Consider the following 17,726-nt stretch of genomic DNA (forward strand, 5'->3'; position numbering starts at 1 on the left):
TCGTTCCAACCAATGACCGTGCCCGCACCCCGATCGACATCGAAGTGACTATTGGAGGCTCGCTATTCAGACCGAAGTCCGACGCCGGAACATGTGGAAGACCGCAGGGTTTATCTCGCAAGTACGCGAAGCCATATCTCCCCCGGCACCATTCAACGGGCTTCGCCAGAATGGTGTGTCTCCCCATAAACCCGTCGCCTCACAGCGGCGGGTTTATCGGAAGCAGGCTTAAAATGATAAAGTGAGCCAGAGATTGGACGTGACGTGGCCAACACTGTGTAGATGTATGGGCAGTCTAGGGGCCGGCCTTTCTTCCCATGCAAGAAAGCTTGCCAATGTTATCCAAGGTGTAAGTGCCGAGCTCCGTTTGTTCCCGCGCATTTGGGTCCCACTCGTAGGCCGCGATCAACTTGTACTTCCCTCCACGCAGGAGACGAAGAGCTGAATGCTCCAGCTCCGGCATATCGTCGAAGTAAGCTTCGGCGTCTGGAGGTTCCGCGGATCGTGGTGTGATCCAGCACCGGATTGCAAAACGCCCCTGGACCATATCATCCCTCATTTTGCCAATGCCAACATGCATCCGCATGAGAATTTGGATCGATTAAGAAGTGACCTGCAATTGCCTCGGCGCGTTTCCTACGCCGTGTTCAAGGGCAGCTTGCATTCGAAGGTAGAAAAAGTCGAGGGTAGAAAATAGCGGGTGGAAGTTGAGAGACCCGATAAGGTGAGCCGGGGCTTAAGGCCCACTCCAAGGCTTGCCGAATATTGCGCTGCTGATCGGCATCCCCTTGAAAGCTTCCCAGTCGGCGCCTGTTGCTCCATCTGGAGCATAGAGCCCAACAGGTGTGTTCGTCGGCACGTTCGTTCTGATGACCTCGGCTGCTTCCACCGATGTGGCAAATTCCAGGTAGTCCGAGTCTACCTTGATCGACCAGTTGGCTCTCATCCTATCCTCCCAGGGTTGAGCGCAGAAGCTCGCTCCCTTTCATTGCAAATGCAAGCAGCCGCTCAGACCGGCAAAGGTGAACACATGGCAGCCCCCAAAGGGAATAAGTTCTGGATGGCTCGCACCAGTCATGGCGACAAACCGATGTTCGCGAGCCCTGATATCGGAGCCGAGACGATGCCGGACGTTGGCTATTACTGGCCGTCCACAATAACGCGTGGACGGTTATCGAACCGCCTTCCGCCGAGTTCCTCGCCGAGCATCCGTGGCCGGAAGACACGATCGAAGTGCCTACCTGCGGAGGGTGGCGGCGTTCCCCGCTATGAAAATGGGGTGTTCACCTTGCAGCCTTTGTCGCTCGCGCTCCCGACATCCGACGACGTTTCTGCAGAACGAGACCGGCAGCTGAGAGCAGGCTTGCCTATGATTTCAGGGATGATCGCGGCGAGCATCAGATCGGCATCTGGGATGCCGATATCGGAGATGGATGGATGAGGTATGCGCGATCGCGCAAGCCTGCGTCAAGGTCGGCCAACCAAGCGCGACGACCGGCATATCGACAAAGACCGGCTGCGTTGACATCACGGCCATTGAGTGGCCGATGATCTTGCTTGCGGCCGGCGAAGATCGCCTGCCGCTCTATCAGGCGTGTTCGGTCTGCAGGCAATGAACTCGATCCTCGCGGACTTCGCGACCAATCCAGCTTAATGGCCGTAACTCGACAGTATGCGCTAATCCGCTCGGAAAATTTCGGTTTGTGCGAGGGCCTGCGCCGGTCCGCCAGGATGCAGGCCCTCAACCCGACGCAAGACCAACAGGTTCAAAAAGAAGAGGGCTCGCCCGTTTTTCCCGTCCGAGCCCTCAACAGTCTCTTGGCGAGTGGGAATATCTCACAACCTCTAGCTTAGTGCATCACCCAAACGGAGTACATCTTTTGGCCTATGCGGGGCGGACGCTGGGGCATCAATTGCCAGCCCCCATTCTTATCAGCCTTTCAGGCGTAAGCGGCTTCTCCGGAGCCTTTGTCTCAAAAATGATCCTGGCGGGTATCATCAGCAATGCGGCGAAAAACGCGACGAACGTATGCATGTGATCCTCCCTGAGCGGGCACCTCACGGCCCGATGCGGCGAGCATATGCTCGGCACCACAAATCAAGGTGAGCGAAGGCTGTTCCAGCGCCGGAAAACCAAAATCGATTAGAGTGGGCCATCTACGCCTAAAGGATGCGTTCCTCCAATCTCAAAGGACGTCACTCACGAAACTCGTAGCCGACTGGCGTCGGGTGCTTAAGCGCGCGTGGTCGATCCGGCCGATGATCCCCGCCGGCATCCTGTCCGGCTTTCAAGTGATCTTCTCGCTCCCTGACGTCGCCGACCGCCTCGGCTATCCGCCCTCCTCGGGATCGGTCTTTGCGCGTTTCCATATCTTGGTTTGATCCCTGGCGCTTTCAATCATGAGAAAATGCTCAAGAGCAAAAACGGATCGCTGCAACCTCTGCCATGAAGTCGGGAAAGGTCAAAGCTGTTCCGGACGTGCTCCCCCCCGATCCACCCTGCCGGGCAATTGGAGCAAATCGATCAGCCGACCGTAAATCATAGCGAGCCTTGATATCTTGCATCCTTCCGTCAGATACTACCCAGTGCCTGCGGCAAGCTCTTCGAAAAAGGCCCTTAGCGAACGCGGTTCGCGGCCGAGTATCGCGCGTAGGGTCAGCGGATTCCCGAGCAGGTCATGGTGGTCGTAATGCTCGAACATAGTCTTTTGACCTGGACCAACCTCGCCGAGCACACCTGGATCGCGGCGCTCCTTGATCTCCCGCCCGAGCACTTCACCCATCAAGGCGGTCACTTCGTGACGATTGTGCCAGCCAGGCGCGCACAGCTCGAACGTGCCGTAAAGCAAGCGATCCTCGGTCAGGGCGATGGCTGCGACCTCCGCGATGTCACGATAGTCCACGAGAGAGAACCGGGTCTCGGCCGACCAGGGCTCGGCCAGCACGCCGGTTTCGATGACTTTGTGCCAGAAAGCGTGATAGTTCTGATAAAAGCGGGACGGATGAAGAAAGGTATATTCCAGCTTCGAAGTTAGAATCGCTTCCTCGACCGGTGTCTTGGCAATGTGGTTGACCAGCACGGAAAGGATCGGGTGGATGACGGACGAGAAGACAAGCCGCCGAACTCCTGCACGGATCGCGGCATCGACCAAGCCTTTGCCGACTTCCGCTTCGTCCGGCATGAACGCCGGTGCGATGTAAAACACGACCTCGACATCCTTCAGCGCCGCATCCAGGCTCGCCCGGTCCCGAAGGTCGCCTACAACGGCTTCCGCGGCGCCATGCTCCCGCACTTGGGCGATTTCTTCAGGCTTCCGAACAAGGCCGCGCACACGAGCGTTGCGCTGCGCAAGCGCGGGAATGACATTGCCGGCAAATCGGCCGGCGGCGCCAACAGCAAGAATCGTCATTACCATCTCCTATGGTTTTCTCGTGTCCTGTGGTTTTCGCGGCCCTGTTCCAGTAGATTGTTGTGCGCCTTGAGCCGATCAAGATGATGGCTGCCGTTGCGGCAGACCGGCGCGGTAGATCGAGCGCCTGGCGTGACCGGACGTGACAGAACCTCCTCGCCGTTCGCTGCACGATCACCTTGGCAGCTGATTGCAATAGTTCGAGAACCTCTGTCGGTGCGTCAGTTGCTTCCATGCTGTGCGATAATGCCCGCAGCAATTTCTCGACAACGCCGGGATCGCGGCGAAGTTCAGTGAACAGAGCCTTGCCCATGTTGTTGATCAGCCGCCGCTGGCGAAGTACTTCAAGCCAGCGATCGAGCGTGTCCTTCATCAGGCGATGCACACGGCAATGTTCCGTACGCCCGAGACCGCTGCGCCGCCACGCCTTCGGCCGACGTCCTCAACGGCATAAAGACGGCCTTTGTCCACTACGAGCAAAAGAACGAGAGCACGTGGCGTTGAAGCCGCCAGCCCGGCTCACCTAGAGGTGTCGCTCGAAATGCGGAATAGGCATCTGCAATATCACATGCCCACTCGGCGGCCTTCCGAGATGTCACGGGGCAAGGCTCATGACTACATTTCCACCCTGTTTGTTGAACTCAAACGGCCACGAAATATGTTCGTGCGTAATCAGCCATTGCTGATCCGACCGTTGGAAGCACACAGTGGAGCGCACCCACATTTCCCCAAGTCCGGCCTTCGACAGGTGAATATTTCCCTTGTCCAGGTGAAGCATGTGGGCAAAGGCGACATCCCCGTCCATTGCAATCTCCAGGTCTCGGGTTTCCAGCCCGATCGGGCCCTCATATTCGTGAAACCACCGTAGAAAATTGCGCCGGACAGCATCGGTTCCGATAAAGCCTTGGAGAGGTGGCACGACATCAAAATACGTGACGTCAGGGGAATAAAGCAACATAAGCCTGTCAATGTCCTTCGTCTGACATGCTTCTTGTCGAGCGTCCAGAAGCGCTTTGATCTCATCTTGCTTGGAAGCCATTGCATCCTCCGATTAGCTGTGTTTGCCGAGGAAATCGATAAGTTGCTGCGATAGGAACTCGGGGTTTTCGTCGGGAAGCCAGTGCCCTGTATCAGGGGCGGTGCCGCCAATGACATTGGTGGCGAGGCCGCGCGCCATGGTCAGCTCGACCATGCCATTGCTCTTGTCGCCGGCAAGCGCCAGCACCGGCATTGGTAGCTTAGTCTTCTGAAACGAGGCGAAGCGGCGCTCGTCCGCGGGAAACGCGCGGTACAGCTCAAACCCGGCTCGCAAGCCGCCGGGCGCGGCATAGGCATCGGCGTAGACGCGAACGTCTTGGTCGGCGATCGGGCGGAATTCGCGGTCGTGAATAAAATCGCGAATGAACGCGAACTCGTGCCCCGTCATCAGCAACTCGGGAATATCTCTCTGCTGAAAGAAGGCGAAGTGCCAGAGTTCGGGGTCCGGCTTGTGTTTGGCTTCGTCCCATGCCTGGGTAGCGGGGATCGGCACGTCGAGCATTGTGAGCGTCCCGACTTCGTCCGGCCACTGCGCGGCGTAGGCATAGGCAATCATCACCCCGATATCGCGGCCGACAAGGTTAACCCTGGTGGCGCCGAGTTGCTGCACGAGCGCATGAATGTCCGCGGCCATGGTCGTTTTGTCATAGCCGCCTTGCGGCTTCTCGGAATCGCCGGCGCCACGATAATCGACCGCCACGACGCGATAACCTCGTTTGGCAAGTGCTGGCATAACGTTGCGCCAAGTGTACCAGGTCTGCGGCCAGCCATGGAGCAGCACTACCAGTGGTCCGTCAGCCGCGCCGCCAATCACGTAGTGCAACCTGACGCCTTTGGCCCGAGCGTAGTGATGCGAGAACTGCGTTTCGAAGTTGACGGGGACACCGCTTTGTCGCGCCAAGGTAGGCTGCGCCTCGATTGCAGTTTGCGCTGCAGCCGGCATGGCAGCGAGCGACGCGATGATAATCAATATACGGAGCATGGCATTCTCCTCAGCGATCATTGAATAGGTCAACTCAGCGATGAGCCGGCGGAGCGGCGTTGCCGGTCGCGATCACATTCTTGCCGGGAACGGCGCGGCAGTGTATTCGAGGCATCAGGCCGCGGCGGTGAGGAAGGCGATCAGTCGCGATCGTTAAGTCGAGCTTGGATCGCATTCATCTGTTCGATCTCCTCGCGCTGGCCGCGCGAAATTTCCGAGCATAGAGCAACGAGTTCCTGATCCTTGAGATCCGCATCCGCGCACATGAGGATCGCGCCTGAATGGTGAGGGATCATGGAGGCGATGAACTGCTTGTCTCCTATGAAGGCCTGGATGCGGGTCGCCGCGAAGGCGGCCGCGAACAGGATTACCAAGCCGATATGTATGAGAGCGTTCAGCCTCTTGTTCCGGTACATGCTGCCCATGGTCGCAAGCATGATGATGCCCATCGGCGCAACCATCGTCAGCGCCATATAGAGCATGTTGAGGTTATTCCGGAAGTCGCTCCATCCGTCGATCATCGAGAACATCACGAAGTACATGATAACGAGGCTAAGGAGCATGCTGACGGCGAACATCGCGTAGGGATGCCTGCTCATGCCCTGGTGCTCACTATGGTCGTGATGTTGCATACTGGCTCTCTTTGGCCCTCAGATGCTGGATGAGGGAAAATTTCTCGCTGGCGGTGCCTGGAAAAGGAATGTCTCCTAACCTTGCAGGCGCGGTTTGGTTCCCCGTCGCCGGAGCTGGCCCTCGGCAAACCTCAAGAGACTGCTTCCGATCGCAGCAAGTCCCACTCCATCGCCTTTTTTCGTCGGTTAACAAGCCGCGAAGGCGGGCACCAGATAACAGTATCCGTTCCACTCGAATGTCCCGCGCACCCAAACTGCGACGGCCTATCCGCTCACTGCACTTCGGGTCGGCTCGAGAATGGCCGCCGGTTCAGCATCCTCTCATGACCGCCGCAGGATACCTGCCGCATTTGGAGTGATCAGAATCCAGAGGAGCCGCTTAAGGCCGCTGTTCAAGTGCGCGAATTCGTGCCGGGCTGGCGGCGAAGTCGTATCCGGAGATGTCTTTGTAGGCCGGGAAAACGGGCAGCCTTCATGTGATAAGCGATGGAGCGAACCTCACGCTCGGCCATCTCGGCTTTCAGCAACTGGGAGAGGATCGGCACGGCTGCATCGAAGGCCGGAGCGCCTTGCTCGATGAGGTCCGTGACGGCTTGGGCCATGCCATACATCTTCAGGCTGCGCAGCATGATGACCACGGCAGCGCTGGCGGGATCATGACGCATGGCGACCTCCCGCGATCCGAACGCGCAGACCATCGTAGCGTTCGACATTGGCCTTGGGTTCGCGCAGCAAGGTCAGCGCCTGGGGCGTATCCACGTCGGGACCGTCGGTCGTCTTGCCGTCGATCAACAGATGCAACAGGTTCAGCACATGCGTCTTGATCGCCACGCCTTGATCCAGAGCCAGTTCCACAGCTCTGACGACGACCTGTTCGTCGTGATGAAGGACAAGAGCGAGTATGTCCGCCATCTCACGATCACCGCCGGGGCGGCGGAGCATCTGGTCCTGCAGTTGTCGAAAGGCCCGCGGCAATTCCAGGAAAGGCGCACCATTACCCAGAGCTCCGGGCTTCCGCTGGATGACCGCAAGATAATGCCGCCAGTCGTAAATCGTCTTCGGCGGTTTGTCGTGGCTGCGTTCTATGATCCGCGGATGTTCGCAGAGGATATTGCCTTCGGCTGCAACAACCAGTCTCTCGGGATAAATCCGCAGGCTGACGGGCCGGTTGGCAAAAGACGCAGGCACGCTGTAACGATTACGCTCGAAGGTGATCAGGCATGTCGGCGAGACGCGTTTGCTCTGCTCGACGAAACCGTCAAATGCAGTCGGCAACGCCATCAATGCTGCCCGCTCATCAGCCCAAACATCCGCGATCGTGCCTGACAAGGTGCCATGCGGCGTCTCCCGCCACAGGTCCTGGCAATGCTGTTCCAACCAGATATTCAACGCCAGCAAATCCGGGAAGTCCGGCATCTGCTGCCACAGCCGCGGTCGGGCATCTTGGACGTTCTTCTCGACCTGCCCCTTTTCCCATCCTGCCGCTGGGTTGCAGAACTCGGGCGCAAAGACGTAGTGGTTCGTCATCGCGAGGAACCGGATGTTGACCTGTCGCTCCTTGCCGCGGCCAACACGATCGACTGCAGTGCGCATATTGTCATAGATGCCACGACCAGGCACACCGCCGAAGACCCGGAAGCCGTGCCAATGGGCGTCGAAGAGCATCTCGTGCGTTTGCAGCAAGTAGGCCCTGACCAGAAACGCGCGACTGTGCGATAGCTTGATATAGGGCGACCTGCAGCTTCGTCCGCTCGCTGCCGATCACGGCATAGTCCTCACTCCAATCGAATTGGAATGCTTCGCCTGGCCGGAAAGACAGCGGAACGAATATGCCTCGGCCCGTCGTCTGCTGCTCACGTTGTCGATCCGCCCGCCAATCACGGGCGAAAGCGGCAACCCGGCCATAGGAACCAGTAAAGCCGAACGCCAGCAGATCGGCATGAACCTGCTTCAATGTTCGCCGCTGCTTGCGCGACTTCCCGGCCTCTGTCTTCAGCCACGCCGCTAGTTTGTCGGCAAAAGGATCAAGCTTGCTCGGCCGTTCCGGTACCATGAACGTCGGTTCGATCGTACCCGCGTTCAAATACTTCGCGATCGTGTTCCGCGACAGCCCCGTGCGCCGGCTGATCTCGCGCACCGATTGCTTCTCGCGCAGCGCCATCCGACGGATGATGTTTAAAAGTCCCATGTGGATCACTCCGTTGCCCCCGTCGCTCTCCGCGTTGGGGGGAAGGTTCACATGGCTCAATTCTCAATGGAAATTATGCGCCTAACCGGCTCAGTTCTGAGTGGAAACCAACAATTCCGGACGTTTCCCTGCACATCCCCGACGGATCGTTCACCGTCTTCGTCGGACCATCCGGCTGCGGAAAATCGACGCTCCTTCGGCTGACGGCACGGCTTGAGGAAACGACCGACGGCCATCTCTTCATCGACGGCTGCGACGTTACGGACGATCGGCCGACGGAGCGCGGCATCGCCATGGTCTTCCAGTCCTACGCGCTTTATCCGCACATGGACGTAGAGAGTAATATCGGCTTCGCGCTGAAGATGGCAAGGGTGTCGACCGCCGAGATCAAGCGGAAGGTCGCCGCCGCCGCCGACCTCCTGCAATTGACCCCGCTTTTGAAGCGCAAACCGGCAGAGCTTTCCGGCGGCCAGCGTCAGCGCGTGGCCATCGGCCGGGCGATCGTGCGGGAACCGAAGGTTTTCCTGTTCGACGAACCGCTTTCGAACCTCGACGCCGCCCCGCGTACCCAGATGCGCGTCGAGCTCGCCCAGCTTCACCAGCGTCTGGGCGCGACGATGATCTATGTGACACACGACCAGGTGGAAGCCATGACGCTTGCCGACCAGATCGTCGTGCTCAACAAGGGTCGTATTGAACAGGTCGGCGCACCGATCGACCTCTACAATCGCCCGCAGACCCTGTTTGTCGCCGGTTTCATCGGCTCGCCGAAAATGAACTTCTTTACCGGCGCTGTAGCCGAGGTCGCGGGAGCACAGACGCTCGGTGTCAGGCCCGAGCATATAACCGTGAGCCGGGAGAGTGGCGCCTTGCAGGGCCAAGTTCAGTTCACGGAGCGTCTTGGGAGTGACACGTTTTTACATGTTTTGGTTGAGCGCTTGGGAACCGTGATCGCACGCACTATCGGAGACGCAAATTTGTCTGCGGGGGAGCAGGTCTGGTTGTCCTATGAACCTGCCGTGACGCATCTTTTCGATGCTAACGGCAACCGTATCTGAGTGAGTTATCTAGACGTGAAGAGATCTGAGACGAAAAGCGGCCTCGCCAGGAGGCCGCACCGGCGTCGTGGCAGCGAGAAGATCGCCAGGCAGGGCGCAGTGATCGATGGAGTTTTCGAGTTTGTGAAAATGAATGCATGATCAGTCGTTTCTGTAGATTCAGTCGACACAATAAGCGAGTCGTCGGTTCGATTCCCTTCAGGATGAACGATAATCCTGGCCTGGTGATTTTGCGCAAAGTGCTTCCAGTTCCTTGGCGAATGACATCACCACGGGCCGCAAGACGCTCCGGCGTCGGTAGGCTATACCGATATTGCGGGTCCACGTCCGGCCATCGAGCTTCAGGGCCACAAACTGCGCATCGCGTCCCTGCACGAACACGCTCGTGCGAGTGAGATAACTGAGCCATTTTGAGCCGGCGATCATCGACATCTGGAAGGTCGACGACGTTGTTTCACAGATTGCAAGAGGGCGGGGAAGCTGCGCGGTAGCAAACAGGGCCTCGAGCGCCAACCGGTCCGGTTCAGGCCGGGCAGGGATCACCCAGCGATATTCTATCAGGTCGGCAATGCTGACTTTGGGAAGCTTCACCAACTCATGATCGCGATCAGCGACGATGTCGACTGGAATTTCAAGCAAATTGAGAAATTCGATCTCTTCGGAAATATCTTTTGGCCGGGCCATCACGGCAATGTCGATGGCGCCATTGAGCAGAGAGGCATAAAGCGCTGAGCTGAGCTCCTCGTTAAGTGAAACATCGACTTCCGGTTGGGCTTTGAGAAATCGCTTGATGGCAGTCGGTACGATTTCCCGCATTGCCGTTGTGACCGCACCGATGCGTAACCGGCCTCGGCGGGCACCGCGCATGGCGTCTAATTCGTTCCGCGCCTCGTCCGTCAGGGAGAGCACGAGCTCTCCATATTCGATCAGCCGCAGACCATAATCAGTTGGTTTGACGCCCCAGGGTCCACGATCCAGGAGCCGAACACCCAAGGACTCTTCCAGCGCGCGAATGCTCTTGCTGAGCGCGGGCTGTGTCACATTCAATCTCTCGGCTGCGACCCCGAAGCTGGCGTAACGCGCCACCAGAACCAGATTCCTCAGCTGTCTCAGATCCACTGTTTCTCCGATCGCATGTCCAATAACTTCCGGTTATCCAGCAAGCTTCTGCCATCGCCTCTGCACTCTCAGGCGGCAGCTTTTTGTCTCTGTCCGGTCCCGCGACGCGAGGGTAGAAGCCCGTCCGCGGCTATCCTATTATAACTAAAATTCATCATGGGCGACTAGTTAGTTTCTTGCCGATGCCTGTCCCTTTGGCCATCATCGACCGCAATAACCGGCAACAATGTCGGGTGGGAACGACGATGCACTCGGTGACGGCGCAAAGAGCCTCTCAAATGGGCGACGAAGGAAAACCAGCATTTCGGGCATTGTCCGAATGGGCCGCCGGCGCTTGCCATTTCGGTTCGTCTGCCCACCTTCGCGGTGAAGACGCGTTCGCGGATATCACTGCGTGTATGATCGCCGGGATGAATGACGTTTCCACTGTTTCGGTCATCAACGCGGCGGCCGAAGGTGGCTTGGGGCAATGCTTCGCGTTCGGAGCGCCTGCCCGGGTGAGCGCGCCCTGGGCGGCCCTGATCAACGGAACCGCGGCGCATGCGCTCGATTTCGACGACAATTTCGCGCCCGCTTTTACTCATGCGACGGCGGTCCTCGCTCCCGCGCTTTTATCTCTGGTGAATGGTCGCAGGATCGACGGGACCGCGCTTATCGACGCATTCATCGTCGGGCTGGAACTCCAGGGGCGCATTGGCCGTCTCATGCAGCCTGCCCACTATGAGCGTGGCTGGCATTCCACCTCGACGATCGGAGCTATCGGCACTGCCGGGGCTTGCGCCCGGCTACTTGGCGCCACTCCGGACCAGGTGCTTGCTGCAATGAGCGCGGCAACCAGCATGGCAGCCGGTTCGAAGCTGCAATTCGGGTCCATGATGAAGCCGATCCATGCCGGGCTCGCCGCGAAAAACGCCGTTCTTGCGGCTCGGTTCGCCATGGCCGGTATCGGTGCCAATGAGGACCCTCTTGCCGGCGACTGGGGTTTCGCGGCGCTGACCGGGGCGGGCAACATCGATGCCGAAGTCATGATCGAGGGTCTCGGTGAGGCGCTGGAAATCGAGGCGAGCGGATTGCTCGCAAAGCGATTCCCCTGCTGCGGGGCAGCCCATCGTAGCGTCGATGCCTTGGAAATCCTGCAGAGAGAGCCGGGGTTTTCGCTGGAGGCGATCGACCGGATCGAGACGTCTCTGCCCGAGATGGCAAAACGGAACCTTCGCTTCGACCGTCCCGCCGATGAAATGGAAGCGCGGTTCAGCGGCACCTATTGCATGGCGCGAATGCTGGTCGACGGAGCGCTGGAACTCAAGCACTTCACGCCGGAAAGCGTCAGGGATGAGCGGATTGTCGCGTGGCTGCCTCGCATCCGCCTGATCGCTTACGACAATGCTCTGATGGTCGATGGCGCGAATTTCGAGGCGACCACACGGGTCTATCTGAAGGACGGCGGGGTCATGGAGGCGACGGTCAGCCATCCGAAAGGTTCGCCGGAGAACCCGCTGAACGAGGACGATCTGCTGGCAAAATTTCAGACCTGCTGCGCCTGGAGTGGTCACGCGGCAGCGGCGGAACCGCTTTTCAAACTTACGAGATCGGTGAGAGCGGCAATCGACGTCGGCGAAGTCATGACGGGCGTCGAAACGACCCTGCGGATCCAAAAACCGGCCCATCCGGGCCATCGGTAAAAGGGAACGTCTTCGAAGAAATAAAAAAACCGAAGACAGAAAATGGAGTGGAAATCATGAATTTCGTGACAACCAGGCTGGCCACTTCGGCAGCTTTCCTGTTGGCGGGCGCATTGTCTCTTTCTGCGGCGGATCTGAAGATCGGTGTCAAATCGGAACCGTCTTCGCTCGATCCGCAGTTCCACGTTCTCGTGCCGAACGTGCAAGTGACCTTCGCCATGTTCGATCCGCTTGTGATGATGGACGCGAAACTGGTGCCGCAGCCTGCACTGGCCGAGAGCTGGAAGCCGACCAGCGACACGGTTTGGGAATTCGCGTTGCGGAAGGATGCAAAGTTCTCCGACGGCTCGCCGCTGACCGCCGATGACGTGGTTTTCACGTTCGACCGGATCCCGAAGGTTCCGAACAGCCCGACGGCTTTCACGCTGTTCACCCGCCAGATCGCCAAGGTGGAAGCAGCGGATGCGCACACGGTGCGCATTACTACCAAACAGCCCTATCCGCTGCTGGTCACCGACATTGCCAACCTGCCGATCCTTTCGAAGGCAGCTGCATCCGGCCCGGCTCCGGAAGGCAAAACGACCGTCGAGTTCAACCGCGGCGAAGGACTTGTCGGCACCGGCCCGTTCAAGTTCGTTTCCTGGCAAAAGGGCGCGGATCTGGTTCTGGAGCGCAATCCGAATTATTGGGGCAAGCCGGCAACATGGGACAGGGTGATCTATCGCCCGATGACCAATCCGGCGGCCCGCGCTGCGGCCCTCCTGTCCGGCGACATTGACATGATGGAAGACCCGCCGACGACGGACCTGGAGCAGTTCAAGGCGAACCCCAGGCTCTCGGTCGCGGAAGCTCCCGGTACCCGTATCGTCTATATCGCTCTCGACCAGAAGGGCGAACCAAGCCCCGGCATCCCCGGCCAGGGCAACAAGAACCCGTTGATGGACAAGCGGGTCCGCGAAGCGCTTTCGCTTTCCATCGATCGCAAGGCGATCGCCGAACGGGTGATGGGCGGCGTCGCCGTCGCAACAGGCGACCTGCTGCCCGAGCCGATGTTCGGCGCGGTCAAGGCGCGGCAGGCCGCACCGGTAGTCGACACTGCCAAGGCCAAGGCCCTGCTCGCCGAAGCAGGCTATCCAAACGGCTTCCAGATCACGCTTGGCACTCCGAACGGCCGCTACGTCAACGACGCCCGCGTCGCCCAGACGATTGCCGCCATGTGGACGCGTGCCGRCGTCAAAGCCGAAGTTGCAGCCGCCGCTCCGCCGGTGTTCTTCAAGAGCCGCGACAATTTCGAATACAGCGCCTATCTCGCCGCCTGGGGAAATTCCACTGGGGAGATGTCCACGACGCTGCGGTCACTGGTCGGAACCCGTGAGCCGTCCAAGGGGTCGGGCACGTCGAACGGCGGGCGTTATTCCAATCCGGACCTCGATGCGCTTCTCGACAAGGCATCCGCCACGATGGACGACAAAGCCCGCAAAGAGCTGCTGCAGAAGGCCGACGAGATGGTTCTGTCCGACTACGGCATCATTCCGGTACATTTCGAAGTGCCGGTCTGGGCGCTGCGCAAGGGCCTGAGCTACGCTGCTCGCGCCGATCAGTATACCCTGCCTCAGGACGTCACGTCCGCGAAGTAATCAAGTTTCCGGCCTGCTTCGCGATGCGCAGCAGACCGGAACACGCGAAAGAAGGACAGGCGAGTGCCCGTTTTTATCATCAACCGACTGTTTCAGGCGCTCGGCGTGATCCTTGTCATGTCGGTCCTGGTCTTCGTCGGCCTTTACCTGATCGGTGATCCGACTTCGATGCTGGTCAGCCCCGAGGCAACGGAGATCGAACGGCAGGCGCTGCGCAAGGCGCTTGGCCTCGATCAATCGATATGGGTTCAATACCTGACGTTTCTTGGAAATGCCGCGCAGGGTGATTTCGGTCGCAGCTTTCTCACCGGTCAGCCGGCGCTGCAACTGATCATCGAGCGCATGCCCGCCACCGTCGAACTCGTGATCGTTGCCATGACATTTTCCGTCGTCGTCGGCGTTCCCCTGGGAATACTGGCCGGGTTGCGGCCGAAGGCGCCGTCCAGCAAGGCGATCATGACGGGCTCGATTCTCGGCTTCAGCCTGCCGAATTTCTGGATCGGCCTCATGCTGATCATGCTGTTTGCGGTCTATCTCGGTGTCCTGCCGGCCTCGGCACGTGGAGAAACCGTCAATGTCGGTCCGGTCGCACTCAGCATATTGACGATCGATGGCTGGCAGCATCTGGCGCTGCCGGCGCTCACGCTCGGCTTGGCCAAGGCCGCGCTGATGATCCGCGTCACTCGAGCGGCCACCCGCGAAATCCTGCCGATGGATTACATCAAATTCGCCCGCGCCAAAGGTCTGCGCCCCTCTCGCATTCTCAACGTCCACCTGCTGAAGAACATCCTCATCCCGATCATCACTGTCGCAGGTTTGGAATTCGGCCAGGCGATCGCGTTTGCGGTCGTCACCGAGAGCGTCTTCTCCTGGCCCGGAATGGGCAAGCTGCTGATCGATTCCATCATCACCCTCGATCGCCCCGTGGTCGTCGCCTACCTCATCATGATGGTGTTTTTCCTGGTGATCCTGAACCTCGTCGTCGACATTCTCTACATGGCGATCGATCCGAGTGCCCGCGAAAAGGTGCGCGACTGATGAGCACGCCAACCACCGTTTTACCCACGACAACCGTCGAGGATTCGCCTTTCCACCGCTTTGTGGTCCAGTTCAGGGAAAACAAACTAGCTGTGGCCGGACTGATCCTGATGATCCTGCTTGCCATTCCAGCCTTTGCGGCGCCGTGGATCGCGCCTCAAAACCCTTACGATATCGGTGCGCTTGATATTCTGGATTCGCAGATGTCGCCCGGCAGCGTCGCCGAGGTCAGCGGCATCACCTACTGGCTGGGTACGGACAGCCAGGCCCGTGACGTGCTCTCCGCCGTTCTCTACGGCATGCGGACGAGCCTGCTGGTTGCCTTCCTGTCCGTCACGGTTTCACTTCTGATCGGCTCGACGGTCGGCCTTTGCGCTGCCTATTTCGGCGGCTGGCTGGACGCCCTGTTGATGCGCATCGTCGATATCCAGCTTTCCTTTCCGGCGATCCTCGTGGCGCTGGTGATGCTTTCGGTCCTCGGCCAGGGGCTGGACAAGGTGATCATCGCGCTCATCATCGTGCAATGGGCTTATTTTGCCCGGACCGTGCGCGGCACCGCCCTTGTGGAGCGCAATCGCGAATACATTCTCGCGGCCCGCTGTCTTTCCCTCGGTTGGCGGCGCATCATCGCCCGGCACCTGTTGCCGAACTGTCTTCCGCCACTGATCGTCATCGCAACGATCGATCTTGCGAACGCCATTGCGCTGGAGGCGACCCTTTCCTTCCTCGGCGTCGGTGTTCCGGTCACGCAGCCGTCGCTCGGCATGCTGATCGCCAACGGTTTCGAATTCATGCTGTCCGGTCAGTATTGGATTTCGTTCTTTCCGGGTATCGCGCTCGCTCTCGGGATCGTCGGTATCAATCTCGTGGGCGATCACCTTCGCGACATTCTCAATCCGAGGAATGCCCTGTGATGGACGTTAACGGCATGCAAGCAGCGCTGACGGCCAAACAGAAGCCGCTGCTCTCGATCAAGGGGCTGAAAACTCATTTCGCCACGAGGGCAGGCGTCGTGAAAGCGGTCGACGGGGTCGATATCGAACTCGGTCGCGGTGAAATCCTCGGGCTTGTCGGCGAGTCCGGTTCCGGCAAGTCGATCACCGGTTTCTCCATTCTGGGTCTGATCGATCCGCCCGGCCGTATCGTAGACGGGAGCATCGACTATGACGGTTCCGATCTGGTCTTGATGGGCGAGGAGGCACGCCGGCAACTGCGCGGCAACGACATCGCGATGATCTTCCAGGATCCGTCGATGACGCTCAATCCGGTCCTGCGCATCGACACGCAGCTGATCGAAACGGTCCAGGCGCATGCGCAGGTCAGCACGGCCGAAGCCCGGCGGCGGGCCAGGGATGTGCTCGTGCAGGTCGGCATTCCATCTCCCGATGAACGCCTGAAAGCCTATCCATACGAGCTTTCCGGCGGCATGCGGCAGCGTATCGCCATTGCCATCGCGCTCATCAACAAGCCGAAGCTCATCATCGCGGATGAGCCGACGACCGCGCTCGACGTGTCGATCCAGGGCCAGATCATCTATGAGGTGAAGCAGCTTTGCCGCAAGACTGGCACCGCGCTTATCTGGATCACCCACGACCTCGCTGTCGTTGCCGGTCTCGCCGACCGTATCTCGGTCATGTATGCCGGCCGCATCGTCGAGACGGGTACGACTGCCGACGTAATCAAGAGGCCTTTGCACCCCTACACGCAAGGGCTGATCGATTCCGTCCCATCGCATGCCACGCGTGGCCACCGACTTCACCAGATCAAGGGCATGACCCCGTCGCTGCTCAACCTGCCACAGGGCTGCGCCTTTCGCGAACGATGCGAAAGGGCGACACCCGAATGTCTGGTCGCACCCGAACCGACGCTGTTGCCGGGCGGAAAATCGGTGCGTTGCTGGAACCCAGCCTTATGAGACAGGACATGACGACAGAAAAAAACCAGCAGGAACCGATGCTGGAACTACGTTCCCTCGCCAAGACGTTCACGAAGCCGGTCGGCGTGGCCGGGCATATCGCCAACCTCTTTGGCGCCAGGGTCAAGAGGATCGACGTGCGCGCCGTCGCAGGCATCGATCTTTTCATCGGAAGGGGAGAGGTCGTCGGGATCGTCGGCGAGTCAGGCTGTGGCAAGTCCACCGTGGCCCGGATGATCGCCGGCATCAGCAGTATCAGCGCCGGCACCATCAGCTACAAAGGGGTTTCGTCCTCGGCGATGACGCCCGAGCAGCGTCGGGATTTTGCGCTCAGCGTCCAGATGATCTTTCAGGACCCGTTCGCCTCGCTCAATCCGCGCATGCGCGTGGTCGATATCATCGGTGAAGCACCAGTCGCCCACGGGTTGATCCGCAAGGCCGAGCAGCGGGCCTACGTCGTCGACCTGATGGAGAAGGTCGGACTTTCCGGCGCCTATGCCAGCCGTTACCCGCACCAGTTTTCCGGCGGGCAGCGGCAGCGCATCGGCATTGCCCGTGCTCTTGCGGTCAAGCCATCGTTGATTATCTGCGATGAGGCGGTCGCCGCGCTCGACGTATCGATCCAGGCGCAGGTGCTGAACCTCTTCATGGATCTGCGCGACGAGCTAGACCTGACCTATCTGTTCATTTCGCACAATCTGGGCGTCGTCGAACATATCTCCGACCGGGTGGTCATCATGTATCTCGGCCGCGTGGTGGAAATCGCGCCGACCGAGGCGCTGTTTTCCACGCCCAATCATCCCTATACGCGGCTGCTGCTGGAACAGTTGCCGGTGCTCGAAGCCGCCGAGCGCGACTACAAACCGATCCAGGGCGAGCTGCCGTCGCCGCTCGATCCTCCGTCGGGTTGTCCGTTCCATCCGCGCTGCCCGAGCGCGACGGATCGCTGCAGGCGAGATGTTCCCGAACTCAAAGCGATTGGCCCTAGACGCCTTTCGGCCTGTCATCTCAACCAAGCGGCCTGACC

At 59.5% G+C, this 17,726-nt stretch carries 15 protein-coding genes and 2 pseudogenes; 9 read left to right on the forward strand and 8 right to left on the reverse strand.

Annotated features, from left to right (window positions below):
• Positions 1 to 736: 736 nt before the first annotated feature.
• On the reverse strand, positions 737 to 946 hold the full coding sequence (locus AC1D3C_RS04620; RefSeq protein ID WP_477482088.1) for a hypothetical protein: 210 nt from the start codon (positions 944 to 946) through the stop codon (positions 737 to 739).
• A 487-nt stretch (positions 947 to 1,433) separates the two neighbouring features.
• Here AC1D3C_RS04620 and AC1D3C_RS04625 point away from each other — a divergent pair, with 487 nt between their 5' ends.
• The gene (locus AC1D3C_RS04625; protein WP_477482089.1) at positions 1,434 to 1,616 is read left to right on the forward strand and encodes a hypothetical protein; all 183 of its coding nucleotides are present in this window, start codon (positions 1,434 to 1,436) and stop codon (positions 1,614 to 1,616) included.
• A gap of 264 nt (positions 1,617 to 1,880) precedes the next feature.
• A complete protein-coding gene (locus tag AC1D3C_RS04630) occupies positions 1,881 to 2,039 on the forward strand; it encodes a hypothetical protein (RefSeq protein WP_477482090.1) in 159 nt (52 codons plus the stop codon).
• Between the two features lie 540 nt (positions 2,040 to 2,579).
• Here the strand turns inward: AC1D3C_RS04630 and AC1D3C_RS04635 are convergent.
• The 6 genes and pseudogenes from AC1D3C_RS04635 to istA form a co-directional block, all read right to left on the reverse strand.
• Positions 2,580 to 3,410 (reverse strand): NmrA family NAD(P)-binding protein, encoded by an 831-nt coding sequence (locus AC1D3C_RS04635; protein WP_477482091.1) that lies wholly within the window; start codon positions 3,408 to 3,410, stop codon positions 2,580 to 2,582.
• Between the two features lie 595 nt (positions 3,411 to 4,005).
• Positions 4,006 to 4,449 (reverse strand): YybH family protein, encoded by a 444-nt coding sequence (locus AC1D3C_RS04640; protein ID WP_477482092.1) that lies wholly within the window; start codon positions 4,447 to 4,449, stop codon positions 4,006 to 4,008.
• A gap of 12 nt (positions 4,450 to 4,461) precedes the next feature.
• Positions 4,462 to 5,430, reverse strand: coding sequence for an alpha/beta fold hydrolase (locus AC1D3C_RS04645; RefSeq protein ID WP_477482093.1), 969 nt, complete (start codon positions 5,428 to 5,430; stop codon positions 4,462 to 4,464).
• Positions 5,431 to 5,570: 140 nt separating this feature from the next.
• Complete coding sequence (locus tag AC1D3C_RS04650) at positions 5,571 to 6,062, reverse strand: DUF305 domain-containing protein (RefSeq protein WP_477482094.1); 492 nt, start codon at positions 6,060 to 6,062, stop codon at positions 5,571 to 5,573.
• Positions 6,063 to 6,477: 415 nt separating this feature from the next.
• Positions 6,478 to 6,727, reverse strand: a pseudogene (locus tag AC1D3C_RS04655) (ATP-binding protein); the annotation flags it as partial.
• Positions 6,717 to 8,250, reverse strand: a pseudogene (gene istA / locus AC1D3C_RS04660) (IS21 family transposase). The pseudogenes AC1D3C_RS04655 and istA, both read right to left, overlap by 11 nt.
• Positions 8,251 to 8,309: 59 nt before the next feature.
• Between istA and AC1D3C_RS04665 the strand changes: the two are divergent.
• Positions 8,310 to 9,308, forward strand: a complete 999-nt coding sequence (locus AC1D3C_RS04665) for an ABC transporter ATP-binding protein (protein WP_477482358.1) — start codon at positions 8,310 to 8,312, stop codon at positions 9,306 to 9,308.
• A 198-nt stretch (positions 9,309 to 9,506) separates the two neighbouring features.
• On the opposite strand, the gene AC1D3C_RS04670 is transcribed toward AC1D3C_RS04665, so the two are convergent.
• Entirely contained in the window at positions 9,507 to 10,427 is a 921-nt protein-coding gene (locus tag AC1D3C_RS04670) for a LysR family transcriptional regulator (RefSeq protein ID WP_477482095.1), read from the reverse strand.
• 278 nt (positions 10,428 to 10,705) lie between these two features.
• On the opposite strand from AC1D3C_RS04670, the gene AC1D3C_RS04675 reads away from it, so the two are divergent.
• The 6 genes from AC1D3C_RS04675 to AC1D3C_RS04700 all read left to right on the forward strand — a co-directional run bounded on the left by AC1D3C_RS04675 (position 10,706) and on the right by AC1D3C_RS04700 (position 17,724).
• Positions 10,706 to 12,109, forward strand: coding sequence for an MmgE/PrpD family protein (locus AC1D3C_RS04675; RefSeq protein WP_477482096.1), 1,404 nt, complete (start codon positions 10,706 to 10,708; stop codon positions 12,107 to 12,109).
• 56 nt (positions 12,110 to 12,165) lie between these two features.
• A complete protein-coding gene (locus AC1D3C_RS04680; protein WP_477482097.1) occupies positions 12,166 to 13,746 on the forward strand; it encodes an ABC transporter substrate-binding protein in 1,581 nt (526 codons plus the stop codon).
• Positions 13,747 to 13,809: 63 nt separating this feature from the next.
• The gene (locus AC1D3C_RS04685; protein ID WP_040125273.1) at positions 13,810 to 14,784 is read left to right on the forward strand and encodes an ABC transporter permease; all 975 of its coding nucleotides are present in this window, start codon (positions 13,810 to 13,812) and stop codon (positions 14,782 to 14,784) included.
• The gene (locus AC1D3C_RS04690) at positions 14,784 to 15,698 is read left to right on the forward strand and encodes an ABC transporter permease (protein ID WP_040125271.1); all 915 of its coding nucleotides are present in this window, start codon (positions 14,784 to 14,786) and stop codon (positions 15,696 to 15,698) included. The genes AC1D3C_RS04685 and AC1D3C_RS04690 overlap by 1 nt, the downstream gene beginning before the upstream one ends.
• On the forward strand, positions 15,698 to 16,699 hold the full coding sequence (locus AC1D3C_RS04695; protein ID WP_477482359.1) for an ABC transporter ATP-binding protein: 1,002 nt from the start codon (positions 15,698 to 15,700) through the stop codon (positions 16,697 to 16,699). The genes AC1D3C_RS04690 and AC1D3C_RS04695 overlap by 1 nt, the downstream gene beginning before the upstream one ends.
• Before the next feature lie 8 nt (positions 16,700 to 16,707).
• Positions 16,708 to 17,724 (forward strand): ABC transporter ATP-binding protein, encoded by a 1,017-nt coding sequence (locus AC1D3C_RS04700; RefSeq protein WP_040125863.1) that lies wholly within the window; start codon positions 16,708 to 16,710, stop codon positions 17,722 to 17,724.
• Positions 17,725 to 17,726 lie beyond the last annotated feature (2 nt).

This window comes from Neorhizobium sp. P1_A6 (assembly GCF_056406795.1).

Coding starts and splice junctions, on each gene's coding strand:
- AC1D3C_RS04620 (WP_477482088.1), bottom strand. CDS start 946: ATGAGAGCCAACTGGTCGATCAAGGTAGACTCGGACTACCTGGAATTT.
- AC1D3C_RS04625 (WP_477482089.1), top strand. CDS start 1,434: ATGGATGAGGTATGCGCGATCGCGCAAGCCTGCGTCAAGGTCGGCCAA.
- AC1D3C_RS04635 (WP_477482091.1), bottom strand. CDS start 3,410: ATGACGATTCTTGCTGTTGGCGCCGCCGGCCGATTTGCCGGCAATGTC.
- AC1D3C_RS04640 (WP_477482092.1), bottom strand. CDS start 4,449: ATGGCTTCCAAGCAAGATGAGATCAAAGCGCTTCTGGACGCTCGACAA.
- AC1D3C_RS04645 (WP_477482093.1), bottom strand. CDS start 5,430: ATGCTCCGTATATTGATTATCATCGCGTCGCTCGCTGCCATGCCGGCT.
- AC1D3C_RS04650 (WP_477482094.1), bottom strand. CDS start 6,062: ATGCAACATCACGACCATAGTGAGCACCAGGGCATGAGCAGGCATCCC.
- AC1D3C_RS04675 (WP_477482096.1), top strand. CDS start 10,706: ATGGGCGACGAAGGAAAACCAGCATTTCGGGCATTGTCCGAATGGGCC.
- AC1D3C_RS04690 (WP_040125271.1), top strand. CDS start 14,784: ATGAGCACGCCAACCACCGTTTTACCCACGACAACCGTCGAGGATTCG.
- AC1D3C_RS04695 (WP_477482359.1), top strand. CDS start 15,698: ATGGACGTTAACGGCATGCAAGCAGCGCTGACGGCCAAACAGAAGCCG.
- AC1D3C_RS04700 (WP_040125863.1), top strand. CDS start 16,708: ATGACGACAGAAAAAAACCAGCAGGAACCGATGCTGGAACTACGTTCC.